At 65.7% G+C, this 20523-nt stretch carries 19 protein-coding genes; 10 read left to right on the forward strand and 9 right to left on the reverse strand.

Features of this window, described 5'->3' with window-relative positions; genetic code table 11:
- Positions 1–4 precede the first annotated feature (4 nt).
- The gene (locus tag QM685_RS22185) at positions 5–313 is read right to left on the reverse strand and encodes a DUF4148 domain-containing protein (protein WP_415119343.1); all 309 of its coding nucleotides are present in this window, start codon (positions 311–313) and stop codon (positions 5–7) included.
- Between the two features lie 359 nt (positions 314–672).
- Between QM685_RS22185 and QM685_RS22190 the strand changes: the two genes are divergently transcribed.
- The 4 genes from QM685_RS22190 to QM685_RS22205 all read left to right on the forward strand — a co-directional run bounded on the left by QM685_RS22190 (position 673) and on the right by QM685_RS22205 (position 4189).
- On the forward strand, positions 673–1098 hold the full coding sequence (locus tag QM685_RS22190) for an OsmC family protein (RefSeq protein WP_415119344.1): 426 nt from the start codon (positions 673–675) through the stop codon (positions 1096–1098).
- Positions 1099–1272: 174 nt separating this feature from the next.
- Entirely contained in the window at positions 1273–1902 is a 630-nt protein-coding gene (locus tag QM685_RS22195) for a TetR/AcrR family transcriptional regulator (RefSeq protein ID WP_415119346.1), read from the forward strand.
- A 42-nt stretch (positions 1903–1944) separates the two neighbouring features.
- Complete coding sequence (locus tag QM685_RS22200; RefSeq protein ID WP_415119348.1) at positions 1945–3444, forward strand: MFS transporter; 1500 nt, start codon at positions 1945–1947, stop codon at positions 3442–3444.
- Between the two features lie 475 nt (positions 3445–3919).
- Complete coding sequence (locus tag QM685_RS22205) at positions 3920–4189, forward strand: YodC family protein (RefSeq protein WP_415119350.1); 270 nt, start codon at positions 3920–3922, stop codon at positions 4187–4189.
- 223 nt (positions 4190–4412) lie between these two features.
- Here the strand turns inward: QM685_RS22205 and QM685_RS22210 are convergent, their stop codons facing one another.
- Complete coding sequence (locus tag QM685_RS22210) at positions 4413–4724, reverse strand: superinfection immunity protein (protein ID WP_415119432.1); 312 nt, start codon at positions 4722–4724, stop codon at positions 4413–4415.
- A gap of 148 nt (positions 4725–4872) precedes the next feature.
- Here QM685_RS22210 and QM685_RS22215 point away from each other — a divergent pair, with 148 nt between their 5' ends.
- Positions 4873–6336, forward strand: coding sequence for a M20 family metallopeptidase (locus tag QM685_RS22215; protein WP_415119352.1), 1464 nt, complete (start codon positions 4873–4875; stop codon positions 6334–6336).
- A gap of 42 nt (positions 6337–6378) precedes the next feature.
- On the opposite strand, the gene pdeR is transcribed toward QM685_RS22215, so the two are convergent.
- On the reverse strand, positions 6379–8382 hold the full coding sequence (gene pdeR, locus QM685_RS22220; protein WP_415119354.1) for a cyclic di-GMP phosphodiesterase: 2004 nt from the start codon (positions 8380–8382) through the stop codon (positions 6379–6381).
- A 207-nt stretch (positions 8383–8589) separates the two neighbouring features.
- Positions 8590–13212, reverse strand: a complete 4623-nt coding sequence (locus tag QM685_RS22225; RefSeq protein ID WP_415119434.1) for a DEAD/DEAH box helicase — start codon at positions 13210–13212, stop codon at positions 8590–8592.
- A 289-nt stretch (positions 13213–13501) separates the two neighbouring features.
- Between QM685_RS22225 and QM685_RS22230 the strand changes: the two genes are divergently transcribed.
- Entirely contained in the window at positions 13502–14563 is a 1062-nt protein-coding gene (locus QM685_RS22230) for an aldo/keto reductase (protein WP_415119356.1), read from the forward strand.
- Between the two features lie 39 nt (positions 14564–14602).
- On the opposite strand, the gene QM685_RS22235 is transcribed toward QM685_RS22230, so the two are convergent.
- Positions 14603–14953 (reverse strand): carboxymuconolactone decarboxylase family protein, encoded by a 351-nt coding sequence (locus QM685_RS22235; protein ID WP_415119358.1) that lies wholly within the window; start codon positions 14951–14953, stop codon positions 14603–14605.
- A gap of 11 nt (positions 14954–14964) precedes the next feature.
- Between QM685_RS22235 and QM685_RS22240 the strand changes: the two genes are divergently transcribed.
- Positions 14965–15771, forward strand: a complete 807-nt coding sequence (locus QM685_RS22240; RefSeq protein WP_415119436.1) for an AraC family transcriptional regulator — start codon at positions 14965–14967, stop codon at positions 15769–15771.
- 74 nt (positions 15772–15845) lie between these two features.
- On the opposite strand, the gene QM685_RS22245 is transcribed toward QM685_RS22240, so the two are convergent.
- The 3 genes from QM685_RS22245 to QM685_RS22255 all read right to left on the reverse strand — a co-directional run bounded on the left by QM685_RS22245 (position 15846) and on the right by QM685_RS22255 (position 17589).
- Positions 15846–16418, reverse strand: coding sequence for an FUSC family protein (locus QM685_RS22245; protein WP_415119360.1), 573 nt, complete (start codon positions 16416–16418; stop codon positions 15846–15848).
- Positions 16419–16588: 170 nt separating this feature from the next.
- On the reverse strand, positions 16589–17005 hold the full coding sequence (locus QM685_RS22250) for a DUF3175 domain-containing protein (protein ID WP_415119362.1): 417 nt from the start codon (positions 17003–17005) through the stop codon (positions 16589–16591).
- Between the two features lie 77 nt (positions 17006–17082).
- The gene (locus tag QM685_RS22255) at positions 17083–17589 is read right to left on the reverse strand and encodes a PRC-barrel domain-containing protein (RefSeq protein WP_415119364.1); all 507 of its coding nucleotides are present in this window, start codon (positions 17587–17589) and stop codon (positions 17083–17085) included.
- Between the two features lie 309 nt (positions 17590–17898).
- Between QM685_RS22255 and QM685_RS22260 the strand changes: the two genes are divergently transcribed.
- Together QM685_RS22260 and QM685_RS22265 are read left to right on the forward strand one after the other, a co-directional pair.
- Entirely contained in the window at positions 17899–18198 is a 300-nt protein-coding gene (locus QM685_RS22260; RefSeq protein WP_415119366.1) for a hypothetical protein, read from the forward strand.
- A gap of 84 nt (positions 18199–18282) precedes the next feature.
- Positions 18283–18579, forward strand: a complete 297-nt coding sequence (locus QM685_RS22265) for a hypothetical protein (RefSeq protein ID WP_415119438.1) — start codon at positions 18283–18285, stop codon at positions 18577–18579.
- A 15-nt stretch (positions 18580–18594) separates the two neighbouring features.
- Here the strand turns inward: QM685_RS22265 and QM685_RS22270 are convergent, their stop codons facing one another.
- Positions 18595–19872, reverse strand: a complete 1278-nt coding sequence (locus tag QM685_RS22270; RefSeq protein ID WP_415119368.1) for a DNA topoisomerase IB — start codon at positions 19870–19872, stop codon at positions 18595–18597.
- A 190-nt stretch (positions 19873–20062) separates the two neighbouring features.
- On the opposite strand from QM685_RS22270, the gene QM685_RS22275 reads away from it, so the two are divergent.
- Positions 20063–20407, forward strand: a complete 345-nt coding sequence (locus QM685_RS22275; protein WP_415119370.1) for a chemotaxis protein — start codon at positions 20063–20065, stop codon at positions 20405–20407.
- The last annotated feature ends 116 nt before the right edge of the window (positions 20408–20523 follow it).

Raw genomic sequence — 20523 nt, forward strand, 5'->3', positions numbered from 1 at the left:
GCGATTAGTTACCGCGATACGTCGAGAACAGACGTTGCTGCACCGACGCCGGAGCACCCGCATCCGACGAGCCGGCCTTCACGCCGCCGACGTCCTGCGAACCCTGCGCCGAAGCAACCACGGTCGTCGAGCCTTGCGGCACCGTCTTCGGATATTGGGTGTCGTTCTGATCCAGGAGGCCCGCTTTTTGCGCGGCCACGAGTTCGGAGCGCACCTGAGCGCGCGTGACCGGAGCGTTTGCCTGCTGGGCGAACGACACTGCCGGAACGATAAGAGTCGATGCGACGACGACTGCGGAAAGAAGCGATTTCATGATGACCTCCGGTTTCGGTTGTTGGCTGGATCGGGGTGAAGCATGTGTCCCGATCTGTTGGAATGAAGTGTATTTTTTGCGGAGACGGCAAAAAAGCGGCTTTTTGGTGAAAGATTGTTGCCGCCGTTGGGATAATGCGGCGGTCGATTTGCGCGTCGGCGGTAGCTGACAACTCGCGGCGCCGTCACGACGCCGGCACCGGGAAGCGCCTATGATGAAATCCGGTCCACGCCCGCGCCTGCAAAGCCGCGCGGCACCTGCGACCGATGCCCGCGCGCGGAGACATCCGGGCGGACCGCCGCGGCGGGCATCGTCTTCGGTCGCGAAGCGTGCGCGGCAGGGCACAACAGGAGAGAGCGATGAAGCGCAAGGCATCGGCAGTCTGGCAAGGCGGCCTGCAAAACGGCAAAGGCTCGATTTCCACCGACAGCGGCGTCCTCAAGGACACCCAGTATTCGTTTTCGACGCGCTTCGCGGACGGCATCGGCACGAATCCGGAAGAGTTGATCGCGGCTGCGCACGCGGGATGTTTCTCGATGGCGCTATCGGCGGAACTCGGCAAGGCGGGGATCACGCCCGAGCGGATCGGCACCACGGCCACCGTCACGCTCGACAAGGACGGCGGCGGTTTTGCGATCACCGCGGTGCATCTCGACGTGGCCGTGAAGATTCCGGGTGGCGACAAAGCCGCGTTCGACAAGGCCACCGCGGACGCGAAGGCCGGTTGCCCGGTGTCGAAGGTGCTGAACGCGACGATCACGATGGACGCGAAGCTCGAAACCTGAACTCGCGGGTTGTGGCGGGTCGTGTTTACGCCGCGGTAAAAGAGTAACGAGGCCGGCGGCGGGGCGCGCCCGCCGCCGGCGTTCAGGCTTCGGGTCATCCTACGGAAACCCGTTCTTGATTTATTGAACGGGCAGTCATAATATCCAGCCAATCACGCAACAGGATCATTGCAATTGAGTCATTCGAAGCAAGTCGCGAAAAAAACCGGCGAGGTGTGCGTGCGAGGCCGTCCGCGCGAGTTCGACACGGACGTCGTGCTCGCGAACGCGAGCCAGGTGTTCTGGAATCACGGCTATCACGCCACCTCGATCGACGATCTGTGCAAGGCCACCGGCCTGCTGCGCGGCAGTCTGTACGGTGTCTTCGGAGACAAGCACGGCATCATGCTCGCCGCGCTCGATCATTACGCGGAAGGCTCGGTCGCGCGGCTCGCGCAGCGGCTGAGCGCGCCGGTGCCGCCGGAACAGGCGTTGCGCGACGCGCTGCTGCATTACGCGCGGGTTTCGTGCGCGTTGAACGGTCAGCGCAGTTGTTTCATCACGAATACCGCGCTGGAAATGCAGCGTGATGACGAGACGCTGCGCACGCGTGTCGCCGCGATTCAGCGGCGCATGGCGACCTTGCTCGCCGCCGCGGTAATCCGGGGGCAGGCAAGCGGTGCGTTCGATTCGACGCTCGACGAAAAGGCGGCCGGCGATTTCCTGCTTTGCCTGATGCAGGGTTTGCGCGTATTGGGACGGGCCGCACAGGAAGAAGACGCGCTGATTGGCATCGTGGACGTGGCGATGCGGGCACTGACTTGACGCTAGCCGGAATTTTTTTAACTAATTTTTGAACGATCGGTCATGAAAAGCGAAGCGATCAAGCCCGCTCCGGCGGCATGCGTCGGATCGGCGGCCCGCCATGCAGCGTCCCAGCCGGGCACGCCGCGCTTCGAGCGTCAGGCACTGGCGCTTACCGTGCTGTTCGTCGGCGCGTTTCTCGCACCGCTCGACTATTTCATCGTCAACCTCGCGCTGCCGTCGATTCACACGGGCCTGAACGCGAGCGACGCGCAACTGCAACTCGTCGTGTCCGCCTATGCATCGGCGTACGCGGTGCTGCTGATTACAGGCGGTCGTCTCGGCGATCTGTTCGGCCGCCGCCGCATGTTCATGACGGGGATGGCGGGCTTCGTGATCGCCTCGGCGCTATGCGGCTTCGCGACGAGCGGCCACATGCTCGTGATTGCGCGCATCGTGCAGGGCATCGCGGCCGCGGTGATGGCGCCGCAGGTGCTCGCGACGATCCGCGCGGTCGTGCCGCTGCATCAGCAGACACGCGTGATGAGCCTGTATGGCTTCGTGTTCGGTCTGTCGTCGATCGTCGGTCAGCTCGGCGGCGGCGCGCTGATTACGTATCACCCGTTCGGACTCGACTGGCGCGTGATCTTCCTGATCAATATTCCGATCGGCATCGCGGCGTTTATCGGCACGTGGAAGTTCGTGCCGGAGAACCAGCCGGCCACGCAAACAGGCGTCGATCTGAAGGGCGTCGCGCTGTTGTCGGCGGTGCTGCTGCTCGTCATCTATCCGATGACGCATGGCCGTGAAGCCGGCTGGCCGGCCTGGACTTTCGTGATGTTCGCGCTTGCCGTGCCGGTGTTCGCGCTATTTATCGCGACCGAGCGGCGGGTCGAGCACGGCGGCGGCCATCCGCTCGTGGACCTGCAACTGTTTCGCAACCGCGCATTCGCGCTCGGTCTGGTGCTCGCGTTCCTGTTCTATTGCAATAGCGCATTCTTCCTGACCTACGGCATCTTCCTGCAAACCGGACTGCACTGGACGCCGCTCGCTTCGGGCGTCGCGATCATGCCGTTTGCGATCGGTTTCGTGATCGGCCCGCTGACGTCGCCGGCCGTCGTGAAGCGCATCGGCGCGCACGTGCTGACACTCGGCTTTTCGATGATGACGGTCGGCTTCACGGTGACCGGCTGGTCCGCGTCTCGAGCGGCGACGCCGGATCTGCTGTTTTATTGCGGACTCGTCTGCGCGGGCGTCGGCCACGGCCTGCTGCTGCCGTCGATCATGCGCATCGTGCTGCAGGAGGTCGTGCCTGAAAAGGCAGGGCTCGCGTCGGGCGTGGTGTCGTCGACGCTGCAAATCGGCTCGGCTTTCGGTACCGCGGCGATCAGCGGCGCGTTTTTCGGCGCGCTCGGCGGCAGCGCCGCGCCCGCGGCTTATGCGCACGCATTCCAGGTGAGCCTCGCCATTAATGCATTGCTGATGTTCGTGTGTATCGGGCTGAGCGTGCTGCTCGTGCGGCATCAGCAATTGGTGCTACGCCGCATGGCGCAAGCGGTTTGAAAATACGGCGCGGGTAATCGTTTTCAATCGTTGGGGTGCCGTAAAAATCGCGTAATTTTTAACTAAGAAGTGAATATAAATCCTCTTATTTACCGATGACGCGGTCGTTCACAGGTAATTCTGATTTGCATCAACGCAGCACGGTTTTATGCGGCATTGCGTCACGTTTTTTTAATCTGAGGAATGCGGACCGCATTTTCTACCGGCGCCCAAACCGGCTCCCAGTAAGTGTTGCGTCCGTGTGGCAGCGAACAGATGGAGGCCCGCACGGCGTCGACGTATTTTCGTGGTTTGCCGGGAACTAAACCTTGGGGAATGGATTTTTTCAGCGCTGAAAAACGATATCAATAAAAAGCGCTTGCTGCATTTAAATTCGATTGTTAATCTCTCTCCATTTTTAGAGTGTTCATTCAGAGGTCGATGTCGATAAGCCCGGCGCAATGACTTAAATAACGCTCAACATAGGGGACCGAATATGCTGACCGCTACCATTGACGCATTGCAGGCATCATCCGCCGCCTTTAACGCAGGCGACGTCGTCAAGCTGAAAGAAGGGGGCCCGCGCATGACCGTCACATATGCAGGTCCGGTGGCGCTCAATCCCGGCGACTGGCTGATCTGCGAGTGGTTCGACGAACACGGCGAGTTGCGTCGCGAAATGTTTGCGCCGCAGAACGTGCGGGCCGAACCGCGCTCGATTCCGGCCGGCTCCGTGCAATGGAAGCGCATTGGGCGGGCAGCATAAGCGCGTGCCCCGAGCCGCATCCTGTTCACCCGTTGATTCACTCCCTCCTTCGAGCGGCGGCTGTGACCCGGCCTGATTCGACCTCGTCGCCACCGCGTCAACGTCCTGCGGCATCGCTTTTATACATTCGAGTTTTCCGTCCGGTTGGTCCCGGTTGGTACTTGCACCGTTGCGCGTGCAAGCCGCTCAAACTCAAACCGCTGCCCATCCGCTTCGAACCGGCTCATCGCCGCGGGTGATTGCGCTCGGCCGCGCGTCGCTGCACGTGCTCCATCAGCGCGGACGAAAACGCGCGCAGGCTGAGTGTTTTTCGCGTCTGCATCACATCGCTAGCGAGGTGCTCGGGCGGATTCGGCTGAAGCGCCCAGTAAAGCGCGAGCAGCCAGCCGAGCACGGTCCAGCCGAGGCAGGCATTGAAGAGTGCAAGCGTCAGCACGTCGCGGCGCTTGCGGCGGTCCGCGAGAATCGCCGGCAGAAAGTACAGCGCCAGCGCAAACATCGCGCCGATGGCCTGAACGGCCGCATTACCACCCATAACCGTTCCCGATGCGAGATATATGCATCGATTGTCGCGCGAACGACCCGTTCGCGCAGTTCCCGCGCGATATCCCAAGGGGTTCAGCCCGGCGCGCATCGGGACTATCATGATCTTTTCCCCGAACAGAACCACCACGGACCCCATCATGAGCACCGACGATACGACCCTGCAGGCCCAACGCCTGAACCCGGACACGCTACGCGAATTCGTCGAGCGCAAATGGAACGACGAGATCGTGCCCGCGCTGACCGACTATATCGAGGTGCCGGCCAAGAGCCCGGCGTTCGATCCCGACTGGGTGAAGCACGGCTACCTGGAGCGCGTGATCACGGACGCCGCGCAATGGGCCGAGCAACAGCCGGTGCGCGGTCTGAAGCTCGAGGTGATCCGTTTGCCGGGCCGCACGCCGGTGATCTTCTTCGAAACCGCCGCGACACGTTCGGGCAGCGACGAAACCATCGTGCTGTACGGCCACCTCGACAAGCAGCCCGAGTTCGACGGCTGGCGCAACGACCTCGGCCCGTGGACGCCGAAGCTCGAGGACGGCAAGCTGTACGGCCGCGGCGGCGCCGACGACGGCTACGCGATCTACGCGAGCCTCACGGCGCTCGCCGCGCTCGACGCGCAGGGCGTCGAGCGTCCACGCTGCGTCGGTCTGATCGAAACCTGCGAGGAGTCGGGCAGCTACGATCTGCTGCCGTATGTCGACGCGCTGCGCGAGCGGCTCGGCAATGTCGGCCTCGTCGTGTGTCTCGACTCGGGCGCGGGCAATTACGATCAACTGTGGCTCACCACGTCGCTGCGCGGGCTGGTCGGCGGCGACCTCGAAGTGCAGGTGCTCGACGAAGGCATCCACTCGGGCGTCTACGGCGGCATCGTGCCGTCGAGCTTCCGCATCATGCGGCAACTGTTCGACCGTCTCGAGGATTCGGCGAACGGCACGCTGCTGCCCAAGGGTTTCCATTGCCCGGTGCCGCCGGACCGTCTGCGCGAAGCGGAAGCCGCCGCGCGGATTCTCGGCGACGACGTGTGGAAAAAAATGCCGTGGGCGTGCGGCCAGGACGGCCGTCAGGTGCTGCCCACCACGACCGATCCGCGGGAGGCGCTGCTCAATTCGACGTGGCGTCCGTCGCTCTCGGTGACGGGCGCGGCCGGCTTGCCCGCGCTGGCGGACGCGGGCAACGTGCTGCGTCCGCGTACCGCGTTCAAGCTGTCGCTGCGCCTGCCGCCAACGATCGAAGCAGACAAGGCCGTCGCCGAACTGAAGGCGCTGCTCGAATTCGATCCGCCGTACAACGCAAAGGTGACGTTCAAGCCGGATGCGGGTGCGGCGAGCGGCTGGAACGCGCCGGAGGTCGCGCCGTGGCTCGCCAGCGCGCTCGAGGACGCATCGCAGCAGCACTTCGGCGCCGCCGCCGCATACATGGGCCTGGGCGGCACGATTCCGTTGATGAATGTGCTGAAAGCGGGTTTCCCGAAGTCGCAGTTCATGGTGTGCGGCGTGCTCGGGCCGAAGTCGAACGCGCACGGGCCGAATGAATTCCTGCACGTGTCATACGGCAAGAAGCTGACGGCAGCGGTTGCCGAGGTGATCGCCAGGGCGCCCTGAATTTCGGCGAGGCATGGCTCGGGCGCAGCCCGGGCCCGGCGATCAGGCGATCAGCCTGAGCCTGCGCTTATCGAGCAGCCAGCGCTCGAACTCGGCGGCGGGCATCGGTTTCCCATACAGGAAGCCCTGCACGTATTCGACGCCGAGCCCCTTCATGAACGTTTCTTCGGCTTCGGTTTCGATCCCCTCGGCGACCACCTGGAAATCGAGCTCCTGCGCGACCGCGACCATCGAGCGCACCAGCGCCTGGGCCTTCATATCCGCGTGAATCGAGCACACGAAGCTGCGGTCGAGCTTGATCATGTCGAGCGGAATGCGGCCCAGTTGCGACAGCGACGAGTAGCCGGTGCCGAAATCGTCCAGATGAACCTGTGCGCCGAGCTGGCGGAATTGCTTGATCAGTTCGATCGCGGCCGCTTCATTCTCGATCAGGCAGCTCTCGGTCAGCTCGAGGTCGAGCAGGCACGGATCGAGGCTCGCATGCTGCAAAGCTTCGGCGAAATGCTGGACCACGGCGGTATCGGTGAGTTGCCGCGCCGACAGGTTGATCGCGATGCGCAGATCGTAGCCGGCCGCTTTCCAGCGGGCCGCCTGTTTCGCGGCGGTTTCCATGACCCAGCGGCCGAGCACGCCGATCAGCCCCGATTCCTCGGCATAACGGATGAATTCCACCGGCATGATCTGGCCGCGCTCCGGCGAATTCCAGCGCACCAGCGCTTCGGCGCCCTGCACGGCGCCGGTGTCGAGCGCGAGCTTCGGCTGGTAATACAGCGAGAACTGGCCTTCCTCGAGCCCGCGCCGCAGATTCGTGTCGAGCCACATGAATTCGGCGACGCGGCGGTTCATGTCCGGCGAAAACACCCGGTGGGTGCGCTTGCCTTCGTCCTTCGCGACGTACATCGCGGTATCGGCCGAGCGGATCAGCGATTCGAGGCTGTCGCCGTGCTCCGGAAAGCGCGCGATGCCGATCGAGCAGCCGGTGTAGACCTCGACGAGCCCGACCGCGAAAGGCTTGCGCATGCGGTCGAGAATGCGCTGCGCGGTGTTTTCGAGTTCATGCGCGGTGCCTTTCGCCGCGAGCACGATGAACTCGTCGCCGCCGAGCCGCGCGAGCGAGTCGCCCGGATTCAGGCAGGCGCGGATCGCATCCGACACGTCGCAGATCAGCCGGTCGCCGAACACGTGACCGTAGTGATCGTTGACCTTCTTGAAGTTGTCGAGATCGAGAAACAGCACGCCGACGTTTTCGCCCGGCGCGGCCCGCTCGATGGCGAGCTGGATTTTTTCCTGGATTGCGTTGCGATTGGCGAGGCCGGTGAGCGGATCGGTGCTGGCCTGCTCGATCAGCCGGTCCTGCGCGAGCCGCTGTTCGGTGATGTCGGTGCCCGAGCAGATCAGGAACTGGTCTTCGATGCCGCTGCCGCGGCGCACGAACTTGTTGCGAAACAGAAAAAGCCGCTCGCCGTGTACCGTCGCGATGCGCCGCTCGATCTCGTACGATTCGCCGCGATTGAAATAGTTCGCGTGGTTCCGGTTCGACGCCGCGTCGTCTTCGGACGGGACGAAAAGCGTCCGCGCGTCGCGGCCGATGACGTCTTCTTCCCTGATGCCGGTCAGTTCCTCGGCGAGCCGGTTGAAGCGCTGTATGCGTCCGTGCCGGTCGACGATCACGACGACCGAATTCACTTCGGAGACGACCTGTTCGGCGAACGAAAGACCGTGCAGCAGCGCGCGGGCAACGGATTCGGTATCGTTTTCCGCCGACGCGGTGCCGCCCCAGCCGTGGCTGTCGAGTTTCTTGCCGACCAGATGCAGACGCAGCGGCTGGCCGGCCAGCCGTACGTCGACGACCACGTGCGACGTTACGCCGGTCAGGTTGCGGATCAGCGCGGCTTGCGGAGGATCCAGGGCAATCGCGACGGGGGCGGGCGCTTCGCCGTCGAGCGGCACGAGTTCGAGCGTGTCGCTGCCCGCCGACAGATGCCAGCATGGGCTGCTCGTGCCGAACTGCGCGTAAAGCACGTCGTCGTGTTGCTCGTCGCTCATGAAGTCCCCGGGCGGTTTGCCGGCAGCCCGTGTCAGGGCGGATGGCGGCAGACAGTCTTCCTCATACCAAAACGAATCTGCCCCATTGTATCTAAGCGAGGAGACTCGGGCGCGTAAACATTAACGGTCGTTAACAGTTATCGGCGATCGGCGCGGCCGAGCCTCGCGCGATGACTTCGGGCAAAAAACGGCGCGCCGGCACAGCCGCTAGAACCGGCGCGTGAGTAGTGCGCGAGCCCGTTCGCGTTCGGCCGGATCGGCGTCGAGCGCCGCGTCGAACCAGAATTTGCCGGCCACGAGCGTTGCCGCGGCCACGCCGTCGCGATACAGCACGCGATTGCCCGCGATCGCCGGCACCCGTTCGCCGGCCAGCAGCGTACCCACGAGATTCAGCGGGTCGGTGCCGGCGACGCATATAAAAGCACCGTCGTTCGCATGCCGCCGCACTTCGCGCAGCAGCGGAATCGCTTCGGGCAGCGCAAACTGCTCGCCCGCCAGCCCATTGATGAAGCGCCCGCCGCGGATTACGCCGCGCGCTTCGAGCCGTTGCAGAACGCGCAGCAGATCGCGCCACGGCGGCAGCCATTCCGCCTCCCGTTCGAGCACGCGCCAGAACACGACGCCGTAGCGGCGCAGCAACGTCATCGCAACGTGTTCGAGCACTTCGGGCGGCAACTGGCGGCGGTGTTCGGGCGTGTTGTCCGGCGCGTTTTCGATGACGCCGGCGGCGGGGCGGCTCACCAGCGCCCAGCGCCCCGCGTCGTCCATGCCGCCGATCAGCGCGCTCGATCGCGCGCGCCGGCTGCCCGAAAACGCATTGCGTTTGGCGACCGGCTTCAGCAGCGCGCGCAGGCCCGCGAAGCTGTCGGAGTTCGCGAGTCCGGCGGCGACCAGCTCGCCGAGCGCGTTTTCGAGTTCCACCCGCAGCACGCGGACGTCGGCGAGCAGTTCGTCGAAGAACATCGCGCCGTTTGCGCCCAGCGTGTCGTACACGCTTTGCGCGAGCGCCGACAATTCCCCCTGCCGCGCCGGATCGAGCAGCGCGCGCCACGAACGCAACTGGGCGCGCGGCAGCAGCACGATCGGCGTGCTGCGGATCGGTCCCGCGGCGCCGCGCGCGCGTTCGGTCAAACGGGTCCAGACGATCTTGCCGGCGCGGCACAATTCGTCGAGCGAACCATTCGAGTACGCCCGCACGCGAGCGGGCAGGATGTCTTCCTCCCACGCGCCGGCCGCGGCCTGGAAACCCTCGAGCTGATCGAGCGCGGCGGCGAGCGCGTCGCGGCCCTCGGCGCGCGTGCCCGGTGTCAGATGCTGCCATTCGAACAGGAAGCGCATGAAGTCGTGGCGCTCCACCGGCTCGATCTCGCGCCGCAGACGCTTGACGGTGTAACGGTGGATGCGCGCAAGCAGATGCCGCTCGCACCACTCCTCGCCGCCCGCCTGCGAGATGTGCGGCATCGATTGCGGGGTAAAGCGGCCGCGCAACAGATAACCTTCGGTTTCGAGCCGCGCGAGCGCCTGTTCGACCTTGTCCGGCGGCAGACCGAGCGGCCGTGCGATCGCGTCGGCCGTCTGCGGGCCGAAGCCGGTCAGACGCGCGCGCAGCACGTCGACGAGCGCGTCGTCGGCGTTCCAACACTCGGTGTAGCCCTTCGGCGCGCTGAGCGGCGGCGTGTAGCTCGCGCGCGGGATCGCGGGATAGAGCGCTTCGAAACAGGTGAGCCGCTCGACGGGCAGCCAGAGCGCGGCGGCATCGGCATCGGCATTTGCGGCGAGCGGCAAACGCGTCGCGCGCCCGGCTTTCGCGAGCGCCGCGAGCAACGCCAGCCAGCCTTCGCGCTCGCATGCCTCGGCTTGCGTGATGCACGCGAGGCCCGTCAGCGCTTCGTGCATTTCGTCGGCATTGCGCGCCTGCGGCCACGCTTCGTCGCGCACGCTGTCGATCGCGGCGGCGTCGAGCGCGCCGAGATCGTCGGTGCTCGACGGATCGGTCCAGCGGCGGTTCTGCACCGCCTGCGTGCGGCGCTCCTCGATCGGCGCGTCGTCGAGATATGCATACGGCTTCGCGGTCAGGATTTCGGCGGCAAGCGGCGAGGGCGCCGGCAGATCGCGCGCGACGAGCCGCACGCCGCCCTGCTCGATACGGCGCAGCAGCGCGAGCCAGCGGACGCTGTCCATCGCGTCGTGCAGGCAGTCGTCGATGGTCTGGTCGACCAGCGGATGACGCGGCACTTCCCGCTCGCCGACGACGTTCTCCAGACACGCGGCCTGCTCAGGAAACACGCTGGCGAGCAGGTCTTCGCTGCGCATGCGTTGCAGTTGCGGCGCGGTCTTGCGCCCGCCGGTGTAGCGGGGCAGGCCGAGCGCGGTGGTCGCGTTCCAGCGCCAGCGCACGCCGAAGAGCGGCGCGTCGAGCAGCGCCTGGATCAGCAGATGCTCGGCGCTGTTCGAATGCAGATAGCGCCATACGTCGTCGAGCACGAACGAGTGGCTGCCGGTCAGCGACAGCACGATGGCGTCTTCGGTCGCGGCAGCCTGCAATTCGAAGTTGAAGCCGCGGCAGAAGCGCTTGCGTAGCGCGAGTCCCCACGCACGGTTCACGCGGCTGCCGAACGGCGAGTGGATCACCAGTTGGGTGCCGCCCGATTCGTCGAAGAAGCGCTCCATGACGAGCGTGTCCTGTGTCGGCAGCACGCCGAGTGCCGCGCGGGCGCGCGCCAGATATTCGACGATCTGGCGCGCGGCGGCTTCGTCGAGTGACAGGTGGTCGACGAGCCACGCGATCGCGCGGTCGATGCGGAGCCACGCGATCGCGGTCGCCACGGTTTCATCTGAGGCTTCGGCGGATTTCACCCGAGCCGTCGCGCCGGATGCCGCCACCCCGGCGCCTGACGTATGCGCGACTGCGAGCGCCGAGGATTCCCGCTCCGTCAGCAGCCGTTCGACCTGCTCGCGCAGCCGCGCGACCGCGAACGACAGTTCGTCGCTGCGCCCCGGCGCCTCGCCGAGCCAGAACGGAATGTTCGGCGGCTGGCCCTGCGCGTCCTCGACGCGCACGCGTCCGCTCTCGATACGCAGAATCCGGTACGACGCATTGCCGAGCTGGAACACGTCGCCGGCCAGGCTCTCGACCGCGAAATCCTCGTTGACGGTGCCGATGTTGATCGCCTGCGGTTCGAGCACGACCGCGTAATCGGCGTTCTCGGGAATCGTGCCGCCGGAGGTCACGGCGACCAGCTTGCCGCCGCGCCGGCCGCGCAGCGTGCCGCTCACCGCGTCGCGATGCACGTACGCGGCGCGCGGACCGTGCCGGCTCGTATAGCCCTCGGCGAGCATGCGCAGCACCGCGTCGTACTGCTCGCGCTCGAGCGCGGCATAGGGCGCGGCGCGGCGGACCATCTCGAACAGCGCGTCCTCGCCCCACTCGGCGCTCGACACCTCCGCGACGATCTGCTGCGCGAGCACGTCGAGCGGCGCGCGCGGAATCCGCAGCGCGTCGAGCTCGCCGCGCCGCACGCAATCGAGCAGCGCCGCGCATTCGAGCAGATCGTCGCGCGAGGCCGGAAAGAGCCTTCCTTTCGGCATGCCGCCGACATGGTGGCCCGAGCGGCCGACGCGCTGCAGGAACGGCGCGATCGCGCGCGGCGAGCCCATCTGGCAGACGAGATCGACGTCGCCGATATCGATGCCGAGTTCGAGCGACGCGGTCGCGATCAGCACGCGCAGCTCGCCGCGTTTCAGGCGCTGTTCGGCGTCGAAGCGATGCTCCTTCGCGAGGCTGCCGTGGTGGGCGGCCACCACGTCCTTGCCGAGCCGTTCGGTCAGGTGACGCGCGGCGCGCTCGGCCATGCGTCGCGTGTTGACGAAGATCAGCGTCGTGCGATGCTGCGCGACCAGCTCGGCGAGGCGGTCGTAGACGCGCTCCCACACTTCGTTCGCCATTACCGCTTCGAGCGGCACGGGCGGAATTTCGAGCGCGAGGTCGCGCGCGCGGACGTGGCCGACGTCGATGATCGCGCAGTCGGCGGCAGCGTCGCTGTCGATGCTCGCGCCGCCGACCAGGAACCGCGCGACCGCGCCGACCGGCTTTTGCGTCGCCGACAGCCCGATGCGCGGCAAGCGCCGGGCGCACAGCGCGTCGAGCCGTTCGAGACTCAGCGCGAGATGACTGCCGCGCTTGCTGCCCGCGAGCGCGTGAATTTCATCGACGATCACCGTGCGCACCGTCGCCAGCATGCGTCGTCCCGAATCCGAGCCGAGCAGCACATACAGCGATTCGGGCGTGGTCACGAGGATGTGCGGCGCGCGCTTTTTCAGCGCGTTGCGTTCCTGCGGCGTGGTATCGCCGGTGCGCACGGCCGTGCGGATCTCGAGCGGCGGCAGCCCGAGCGCGTCGAGTTCGGCGGCGATCCCTTGCAGCGGCATCTGCAGGTTCAGGCGGATGTCGTTGGAAAGCGCTTTTAACGGCGATACGTAGACCACCAGCGTTTCGTCCGGCAACGCGCCGCCGTTCGCGAGACCTTGCGACACGAGATCGTCGAGCGCGGAGAGGAATGCGGTCAGCGTCTTGCCGGAACCGGTCGGCGCGGCGACGAGCGTCGAGCGCCCGCCGCGGATCGGCGGCCATGCGGCGGCTTGCGCGTCGGTCGGGGCGGCGAACGTTTTCAGGAACCAGCCCGCGACCGCCGGATGAAAGCCGTCCAGCGCGCGATGCGTCGCCACGGATTGCGCGGGCGGCGCGGCGGCCCGCACGGCGCTCGCCGTGGAGCGGGCTTTGCGTGAACGAGGCGCCGCGTCGAGGGCGGCGGAAGTCTTGGCCGAAGTCATGCTCGTGTAGTTGGGGGCGGCGCGTGCCATATCCAGTGGACTGCGCGATCGGGCCGGGGTGGCCGCCGGGGAGTGCCAGCGCCGCTGAAGACCACTGCGCGGTAACGGTGAGTCTGGCAGGTTTTCGCGGGTTTTGCGCGGCCGCTTCGCACCCGGCAATTCTTGCCGCACAGGCGACGTGACGACGTGATGGCGCGATGTAAGAGTGAGGCCGTTGCGTTCGCTGCCGGACTTTGTCAATTGCAGTACGCTTGACGCCTCTGCGTTCACCCACGATGGAGCATCAGCGATGCGATACAACCAGTTGGGCCGTACCGGTGTGTTTGTTTCAGAATTATGTCTGGGCACGATGACCTTCGGCGGCGGCGAAGGCATCTGGCGGCAGATCGGCGATCTGCAACAGAACGACGCGGAGCGCCTGGTCGGCCGGGCGCTCGATGCGGGCATCAATTTCATCGACACCGCCGACGTCTATGCGGGCGGCCTGTCCGAGCAGATCACCGGCCAGGCGCTGAAAAACCTCAAGGTGCCGCGCGACAAGGTCGTGATCGCGACCAAGGTGTTCGGCGAGACCGGCGAGTTCGCGAATGCGCGGGGCGCGTCGCGCTATCACATTCTCGACGGCATCAAGGCGAGCCTGAAGCGGCTGCAACTCGATCACGTCGATCTCTATCAGATTCACGGTTTCGATCCGGCCACCCCGATCGAGGAAACCGTGCGCGCGCTCGATACGCTCGTGCAGCACGGCCATGTGCGCTACGTCGGTGTGTCGAACTGGGCCGCATGGCAGATCGCGAAGGCGCTCGGCATCGCCGAACGGCTCGGCACCGCGCGCTTCGAAACGCTCCAGGCGTACTACACGCTGGCGGGCCGCGATCTCGAACGCGAACTCGTGCCGATGCTCCAGAGCGAAGGCCTCGGGCTGATGGTGTGGAGTCCGCTCGCGGGCGGTTTGCTGAGCGGCAAATATGGACGCGAGCAGCAGGCCGAGGCGGGCAGCCGCCGGGTCAGCTTCGATTTTCCGCCGGTCGATCGCGAGCGCGCGTATGACTGCATCGACGCGATGCGCGAGATCGCCGCGGCGAAAAACGTTTCGGTCGCGCAGATTGCGCTTGCGTGGCTGCTGCATCAGCGCGTCGTGACGACGGTGATCGTCGGCGCGAAAAAAGTCGAGCAGCTCGATGACAACATCGCGGCGACCAACGTGACGCTCAGCGCCGACGAGCTCGCGAAACTCGCCGAAGTCAGCGCGCTGCCGTCCGAGTATCCGGGCTGGATGCTCGAGCGTCAGGGCGAGCAGCGCCGCCAGCAGCTCGATGCGATGCGTCACGACGCGCAGTCGCGACGCTGACGGCGAGAGCCGCGCCCTCGCGGGGCGCGGCGTGCACATTTACTTCACGGCCGCCTCGCTGTGCGCGGCGACCGCATCCATCGTGCGAGCCGAGTAGACCAGCGTCGCGCCCGCGTTGATCGCCATCGCGACGCCGAGCGCTTCGGCGATTTCCTCGCGCGTCGCGCCGTGCCTGAGCGCCTCGGCCGTATGGACCGTGATACAGCCGTCACAACGCAGGCTCACTGCCACCGCGAGCGCAATCAGTTCGCGGGTCTTCGCGCCGAGCAGGCTGGTCTTCAGACCGGCGCCCGACATCGCCTGATAGGCCTTCACGCTGTCCGGCGCGAGCTTCGACATCTCGCCGATACGGCCGAACAGTTCTTTGCGGTAATCGATCCAGTTCAACATCGCGGTACCCCCTGTCTGTTGCGCGCCGGCGGGGTGCCGGCGTCGTGGACCCGCGCGGCGCGGCGCATCGCGTGCGCGACGTCAAGCGCTCGACGGGCGGCGCGCCGCTGACAGTCGGGCACGACGGGATGCTGCCCGTGCGGCGCAATGACGGCCGCGCCGCCGGCGATGAATGCAGCGACGCGTCCCCCCGCAACCGCCCCGACGTCGATCTGCTGTGCGGCCGCTTCGTCTACGCGCCCGGTTCGTCGGCGCTGCTGCTGAACGCGTTGCCGGATCCGTTGCACGTATCGCTCGGCAGCACGCAGACACTCGGCGCGCTGCAAACGGTGATCACGCTGATGCGCGGCGAAGCGCAGCGGCGTCAACCGGGCGCGTTGGCCATCGTCACCGCGTTGAGCCACGCGTTGTTCGCGATGGCGCTGCGCGCGCACGGCGAGCGCGCTGCGAGCGGCACCGGCGTACTCGCGCTGCTGACGGACGCGCGCCTCGGCGCGTCGGTGCAGGCGATGCTCGACGCACCCGAACGCGCACGGACGATCGCCGAACTCGGCGAACGCGCGGCGATGTCCCGCGCGACTTACGCGCGTCGCTTCAACGAGCGCGCGGGCGTGACCGTGATGGACTTTCTGACCCGGATCCGCATGACGATCGCGTGCGATATGCTGTTGCGGACCCGACGCAGCGCGGCGGAGATCGGCGAGACAGTCGGGTATCAGTCGGAAGCGGCGTTCGGCAACGCATTTGCACAAAGCGTCGGCGTGACGCCGGGGCGATACCGGCGCGGCGCGCAAGCGGACGATGTGAGGGAAGCGTGACGAAGCGGGTGCTGACGGGGACGTTCCGGCTCGACGTTTTGACCGCCGACTGATTCCGGTTGCGCCCGTTCGGCTTACCTCGGCTGCTGCGGTTTGCTGAACGCGCGCTGCTCGAGCGACGCCATCAGCCGCGCGACCAGCAGTGCGCAGACCGTGCCGAGCGTCACTTCGGCAAGCCGTAGAAATGCCTTGTCCCACGCGGGGCCCATGCCCGGCACGAGCAGCATGATCGTCGCGGTGATGCCGCCGAGCCGCGCCGCGCTGCCCACGTTGACGATCCAGCAGATCAGGATCGCGCCGGCCACCGTCGCCGCATAGGCGGCGAAATGGCCGCCGCCCGCGAGCGTGCCGACGAGGCCGCAGAGCCCGCCGACCATCGCGCCGATGAACTGATCGCGCGACAGCTTGCGCGTGTCGATATAGCTGTGCTGGCTCACGGCGATCGCGGTGATCGCGGCCCAGAACGCCTGCTCGGTATGCAGCGCGCGGCCGATCCCGAACGCGAGACTCGCGCCCGCGACCGCTTGCACGGCCATGAAGCCGCCTTCGATCAGCCGGTCGCCGAGCGGCAGCGTCTTGAGGAAGGCGAACAGGGCATCGGCGGCGTGCATGCGCGAGGCATGCCGGGAATCGTCGGACGGAGTCATCGAAGGAGGGCGCCTCGTCGCCGTATCGCAGCAGGAAGTGCCGTATTCTAGCGACTCCGATTCGTATCGCTCAATGGGTTCAGTGGCGGTGCCGACGCCGCGCGCCGGATCGTGCCGATCAGAGCGAGGCTGTCAGCCCGGCGGATCGACTTCCAGCCCCCGCCTTATCATCATCGCCCGGCCTCGCGCCCGAACGCTTCACGCAACTTGCGCTTGGCCTGTTGCAGCGTATCGCGGCGCTCCTTCGGCAGGTTTCTGCCGGCGCGATTGATATAGAAATTGAGCATCGACATCGCCGATTGAAACGGCGTGCCCTTGCGGCGACTGCTTCTGGTCGACGCGCGCTTCAACGATTGCGCGATCGAGTCCGCGCTGCCGGTTTTGAAAATATCCTTCTGGATGTCCATCGCGTCGCTCGTTTCCATCACGTGATGCGACCATTTTTGCCCGCTATGCGAGCCGCCCGATTTCGCGGTTTTCGCGCGATGAGCGGCGTGCGCCTGAGCATGGCGTTGACGCGGCGGCCGTCCCGATTTTGCGCGCGAGACAGGGCGTTTCGATCTGCTGGTGGTTTTTCGGGTGGCCATCGTGCCTCTCCTGAATCGGGCTGGTTTCGCATCCCGCGCGGCGAGCGCTTCGTTACTGGCCGCGCGTATGGGGCGGGTTAAAGCTTCACCCCACCGGCCTCCGGCGCATCCGAGGAACCCGGAGGAATCGCGCCGGCGCCTATGTCGTCGCGGTTCACATACGGGTCGTCGCCCCAGTACGGCTCGCTGCCGTAGTACTGATGCACGGAGGTGGCCCACGTCTGATCCGCCATGGCGGGCCAATGATCCTTATCGAATCCCGGTGCGTTCTTCACGCGTTCGGCCGTCATGTCCAGCACGAAGCATTTCTGCTGCGTATCCAGCGTCAGCGCATTCCACGGAATGGCGAGCAGCTTGTCACCGATGCCGAGAAAGCCGCCGCTCGACAACACCGCATAAGCGACGCGGCCGGAGCGCACGTCGAGCATGATGTCCTTGACCTTACCGATGTCCTCGCCGTCGCTGCTGATAACCTTGTTGCCGTCGAGCGTGGCCGCGGCCATCACATCCGGGCCTGGGCCTTCCGCGGTTGCACTGCCCTTGCCGACGATGTTCGCGCCTTGCGTCTGGGTCGGGTTGACCATGATGTGACTCCTGTCAAAGGTTAGGGGTATCGATGGTTGAGCAACGGCCGTTCCTTCGCTTGTCCGGGGTGACGGAGATGCGATGGCATGTCGTGCGCCGCGTTGCCGGATGCAAGTGGAAAGCAAGCGGGGCGCGTTTGAAATTATTTCGTTCTTGGTGACGAAAATCTGACGAAAAGCGCAGGCACCGGACTTCCACTGCGATCCCGCGCCGTGTGCGCGCGGTGCGCGGCATAGGCCTTGCTGAACCTTCAGTGACGGCAGTGAAGAACTGCGCAATCACATTGTCCTTACTGGGGGAGAATTTAGATGCATATCTATCCGAAGGCATGGCTGATAGCGGCATGCATGGTCGTGTCGGGCGCGGCGGTCGCGCAGACGGGCGGCGGTAACGGCAATGGCGGCACGGGCTCGGGCAACGCGCATGGCGCGGCGACCGCGGCGCCGACCGCGGGCAACGAACCCGCATCGACTGCACCGGGCGCGGCGACGGGTTCGACTGCGACGATGAAGCATCATCACACGTCGAAGTCGAAGAAGACCAGGCCAATGACCGATTCGACGAGCGCGCCCGGCGCGAACGCGAGCAGCGACACGAAGGGGCAATAGAGTTGGATCGATGTAATAACGGCAGCGCGACGGCACGGCGTTGCTGCTCGCCGGCGCGCTGGCCGTGTTGCATCGAGGAGAGTGATCGTGAAAAAGATTCATTACCAGGCGAACATTTGTGGCGGCGATTTCTCACACGTGCGTGAGTGTTTCCGCAACTGGAAATCCGAAACGCTCGTGTATCGCAAACAGCGGCGGATGTTCGAGGGCAAGCAGGAAGTCAGGCCGCTGTCGGAACGGGTGTTCGACAACGGCGAAATCGCACATGAGACGTTGGCGCGCGTATGCACGCCGGGCGATTCCTATGCGCTCGCGGCCGAGATACGCGACGGCGAGCGCGACGTGTGGCTCGTAATGGCCGCATTCGAAGAAGAGGCCTGAATCAAGGTAGCGTTCTCACCGGGCAGCGGTTTTCATTTCCGGTTTCACTTTCGGCGCCATATCGCGTGCACGCGCAGCGTCTTTTTGTTTCGCGCTGGCAGCTTTGCGCACCGCGCGTGATTTTTTCAGCAAGCTCGTCAGCGAGCCATTGATGCTTCCCTCGGCCGATTCCCGCTTATTGCGGCCTTTCGCGCCCGCGTCGCGCGCGAGTTTCGCCGCGCGTTTTTCCGCCAGCGCGAGCAGTGTCGCCAGCGCGATTTCGTCGACCTTGAGTCCGCGACGCGTAGGACGCGGCACGAGGCTGCGCAATTCATCGGCCTCGAATGCGCTGATGATCGCCGGATGGATATAGCAGCGCCGGCACACCGCCGGCGTATTGCGCAGCAGCGCCGCGACGTCTTTGACCGTCGCGACGAGGTGGCGGCGTGCTTCAGCGGCGCTGCCGCAGATCAAACCACGCAGCGCCGCGAGTGCATACACGCTGCCGGCCCAGGTGCGATAGTCCTTCGCGGTGAAATCCGCGCCGCTTGCACGGCGCAGATAGCCGTTGATCTCGGCCGAGCCGACCGTGTGGCGCGCGCCGTCTTCGTCGAGATACTGGAACAGGTCGTGACCCGGCAATTCGGCGCAGCGCCGCACGATGCGCTTGAGGCGCGGATTGTCGATGGTGACGTCGTGCTCGATGCCGCTCTTGCCGCGAAACCTGAAGCGCAATTGACCGGCTTCGATCTTCACATGCTTCTTGCGCAGCGTCGTCAATCCGTATGACTGGTTATCGCGCGCGTATTCGACGCTGCCGATCCGGACCAGCGTGGTGTCGAGCAACGGGACGATCGCCGCGATGACCTTGTCGCCCGGCATGCCCGGCTGCTTCAGATCGCGCGCGACGCGGGCGCGGATCCTCGGCAACGCGCGGCCGAATTCGGCCATGCGCTCGTATTTGTCGGCGTCGCGCGTTTCGCGCCAGCGCGGGTGATAGCGGTACTGCTTGCGGCCGCGCGCGTCGCGGCCGGTCGCCTGCAGATGGCCGCGCGGATCGGAGCAGATCCATACGTCTTCATAGGCGGGCGGAATCGCGAGAGCGTTGATGCGTTGAATCACTTCTTCGTCGGCGATGCGCTCGCCGTTCACGTCGAAATAGACGAAGCCGTCTTTTTCGCGTTTGCGCGTGTAGCCCGGTTTGGTGTCGTCGGCATGGCGCAGGCCCGGTGGCATCGACGGCGGCGGTGAAACGCCGTTCGTAGTAGCGGGGCTGCGCGATGCGGCGGTTCTCGAGTGGGTCGCTGTGGCCATCGTTGCAGGTAGAAGTTTCAAGCGTGTTCGGATCGCATCGAGAGGCATGACGCGGGCGTGCTGTCGTGGAACGGCGGGAAGCAAGGGCGATGCCCATACGCCCCTGCGCCGCGCACCGCACGTCGTCTTGCCGGGCGGCGGAACGGTCCTTGCGCCACTGTGGTGGTAACCAACCGAACAGGGAGCGTCCATGAGCAGCACATTGAATCCCGATGAAGAGCCGCAACACACCGTCAAGCAGACGGACGGCACGATCGGCACGCTCGGCCCAAGTGATTCGTCGGACAGCGGCAGCGACGTCGCGGGTGCGAAGCGTCACGAATTCGACGTCGATTCGGAACTCGACAATCACGCGCTCGAAACCGGCGATGCCGAACTCGGCAGCGACACCGACCGCTCGGGCACGGGCGAGCGCGCCGCGGCCGATGGCGATTCGACGCTGGAGACGGACCGCGATATCGATACGGATCACGTGATCGATCCTCGCGTGCCACCGGGCGAAGACCATTCCGGCGAAGACGAAAGCGGATCTTGAGGCCGGCCTTTCCCGAAGCAGTGAAGACCGTGAACGCAATGCACGCAATGCAAGCCGGCGAAACGCGCGGCGGAAATAGGCACGTGTTTTGCTCATCAATATTTCAATGGCGCGGC

The sequence above is a fragment of the Paraburkholderia sp. genome (genome assembly GCF_047605525.1).
In the GTDB taxonomy this organism is placed as follows: Bacteria; Pseudomonadota; Gammaproteobacteria; order Burkholderiales; family Burkholderiaceae; genus Paraburkholderia.

Bases quoted from the DNA above. Each gene is read 5' to 3' on its own strand.
- QM685_RS22185 (WP_415119343.1), bottom strand. From the start codon at position 313: ATGAAATCGCTTCTTTCCGCAGTCGTCGTCGCATCGACTCTTATCGTT.
- QM685_RS22190 (WP_415119344.1), top strand. From the start codon at position 673: ATGAAGCGCAAGGCATCGGCAGTCTGGCAAGGCGGCCTGCAAAACGGC.
- QM685_RS22200 (WP_415119348.1), top strand. From the start codon at position 1,945: ATGAAAAGCGAAGCGATCAAGCCCGCTCCGGCGGCATGCGTCGGATCG.
- QM685_RS22205 (WP_415119350.1), top strand. From the start codon at position 3,920: ATGCTGACCGCTACCATTGACGCATTGCAGGCATCATCCGCCGCCTTT.
- QM685_RS22210 (WP_415119432.1), bottom strand. From the start codon at position 4,724: ATGGGTGGTAATGCGGCCGTTCAGGCCATCGGCGCGATGTTTGCGCTG.
- QM685_RS22215 (WP_415119352.1), top strand. From the start codon at position 4,873: ATGAGCACCGACGATACGACCCTGCAGGCCCAACGCCTGAACCCGGAC.
- pdeR (WP_415119354.1), bottom strand. From the start codon at position 8,382: ATGAGCGACGAGCAACACGACGACGTGCTTTACGCGCAGTTCGGCACG.
- QM685_RS22225 (WP_415119434.1), bottom strand. From the start codon at position 13,212: ATGACTTCGGCCAAGACTTCCGCCGCCCTCGACGCGGCGCCTCGTTCA.
- QM685_RS22230 (WP_415119356.1), top strand. From the start codon at position 13,502: ATGCGATACAACCAGTTGGGCCGTACCGGTGTGTTTGTTTCAGAATTA.
- QM685_RS22235 (WP_415119358.1), bottom strand. From the start codon at position 14,953: ATGTTGAACTGGATCGATTACCGCAAAGAACTGTTCGGCCGTATCGGC.
- QM685_RS22245 (WP_415119360.1), bottom strand. From the start codon at position 16,418: ATGACTCCGTCCGACGATTCCCGGCATGCCTCGCGCATGCACGCCGCC.
- QM685_RS22250 (WP_415119362.1), bottom strand. From the start codon at position 17,005: ATGGCCACCCGAAAAACCACCAGCAGATCGAAACGCCCTGTCTCGCGC.
- QM685_RS22255 (WP_415119364.1), bottom strand. From the start codon at position 17,589: ATGGTCAACCCGACCCAGACGCAAGGCGCGAACATCGTCGGCAAGGGC.
- QM685_RS22260 (WP_415119366.1), top strand. From the start codon at position 17,899: ATGCATATCTATCCGAAGGCATGGCTGATAGCGGCATGCATGGTCGTG.
- QM685_RS22270 (WP_415119368.1), bottom strand. From the start codon at position 19,872: ATGGCCACAGCGACCCACTCGAGAACCGCCGCATCGCGCAGCCCCGCT.
- QM685_RS22275 (WP_415119370.1), top strand. From the start codon at position 20,063: ATGAGCAGCACATTGAATCCCGATGAAGAGCCGCAACACACCGTCAAG.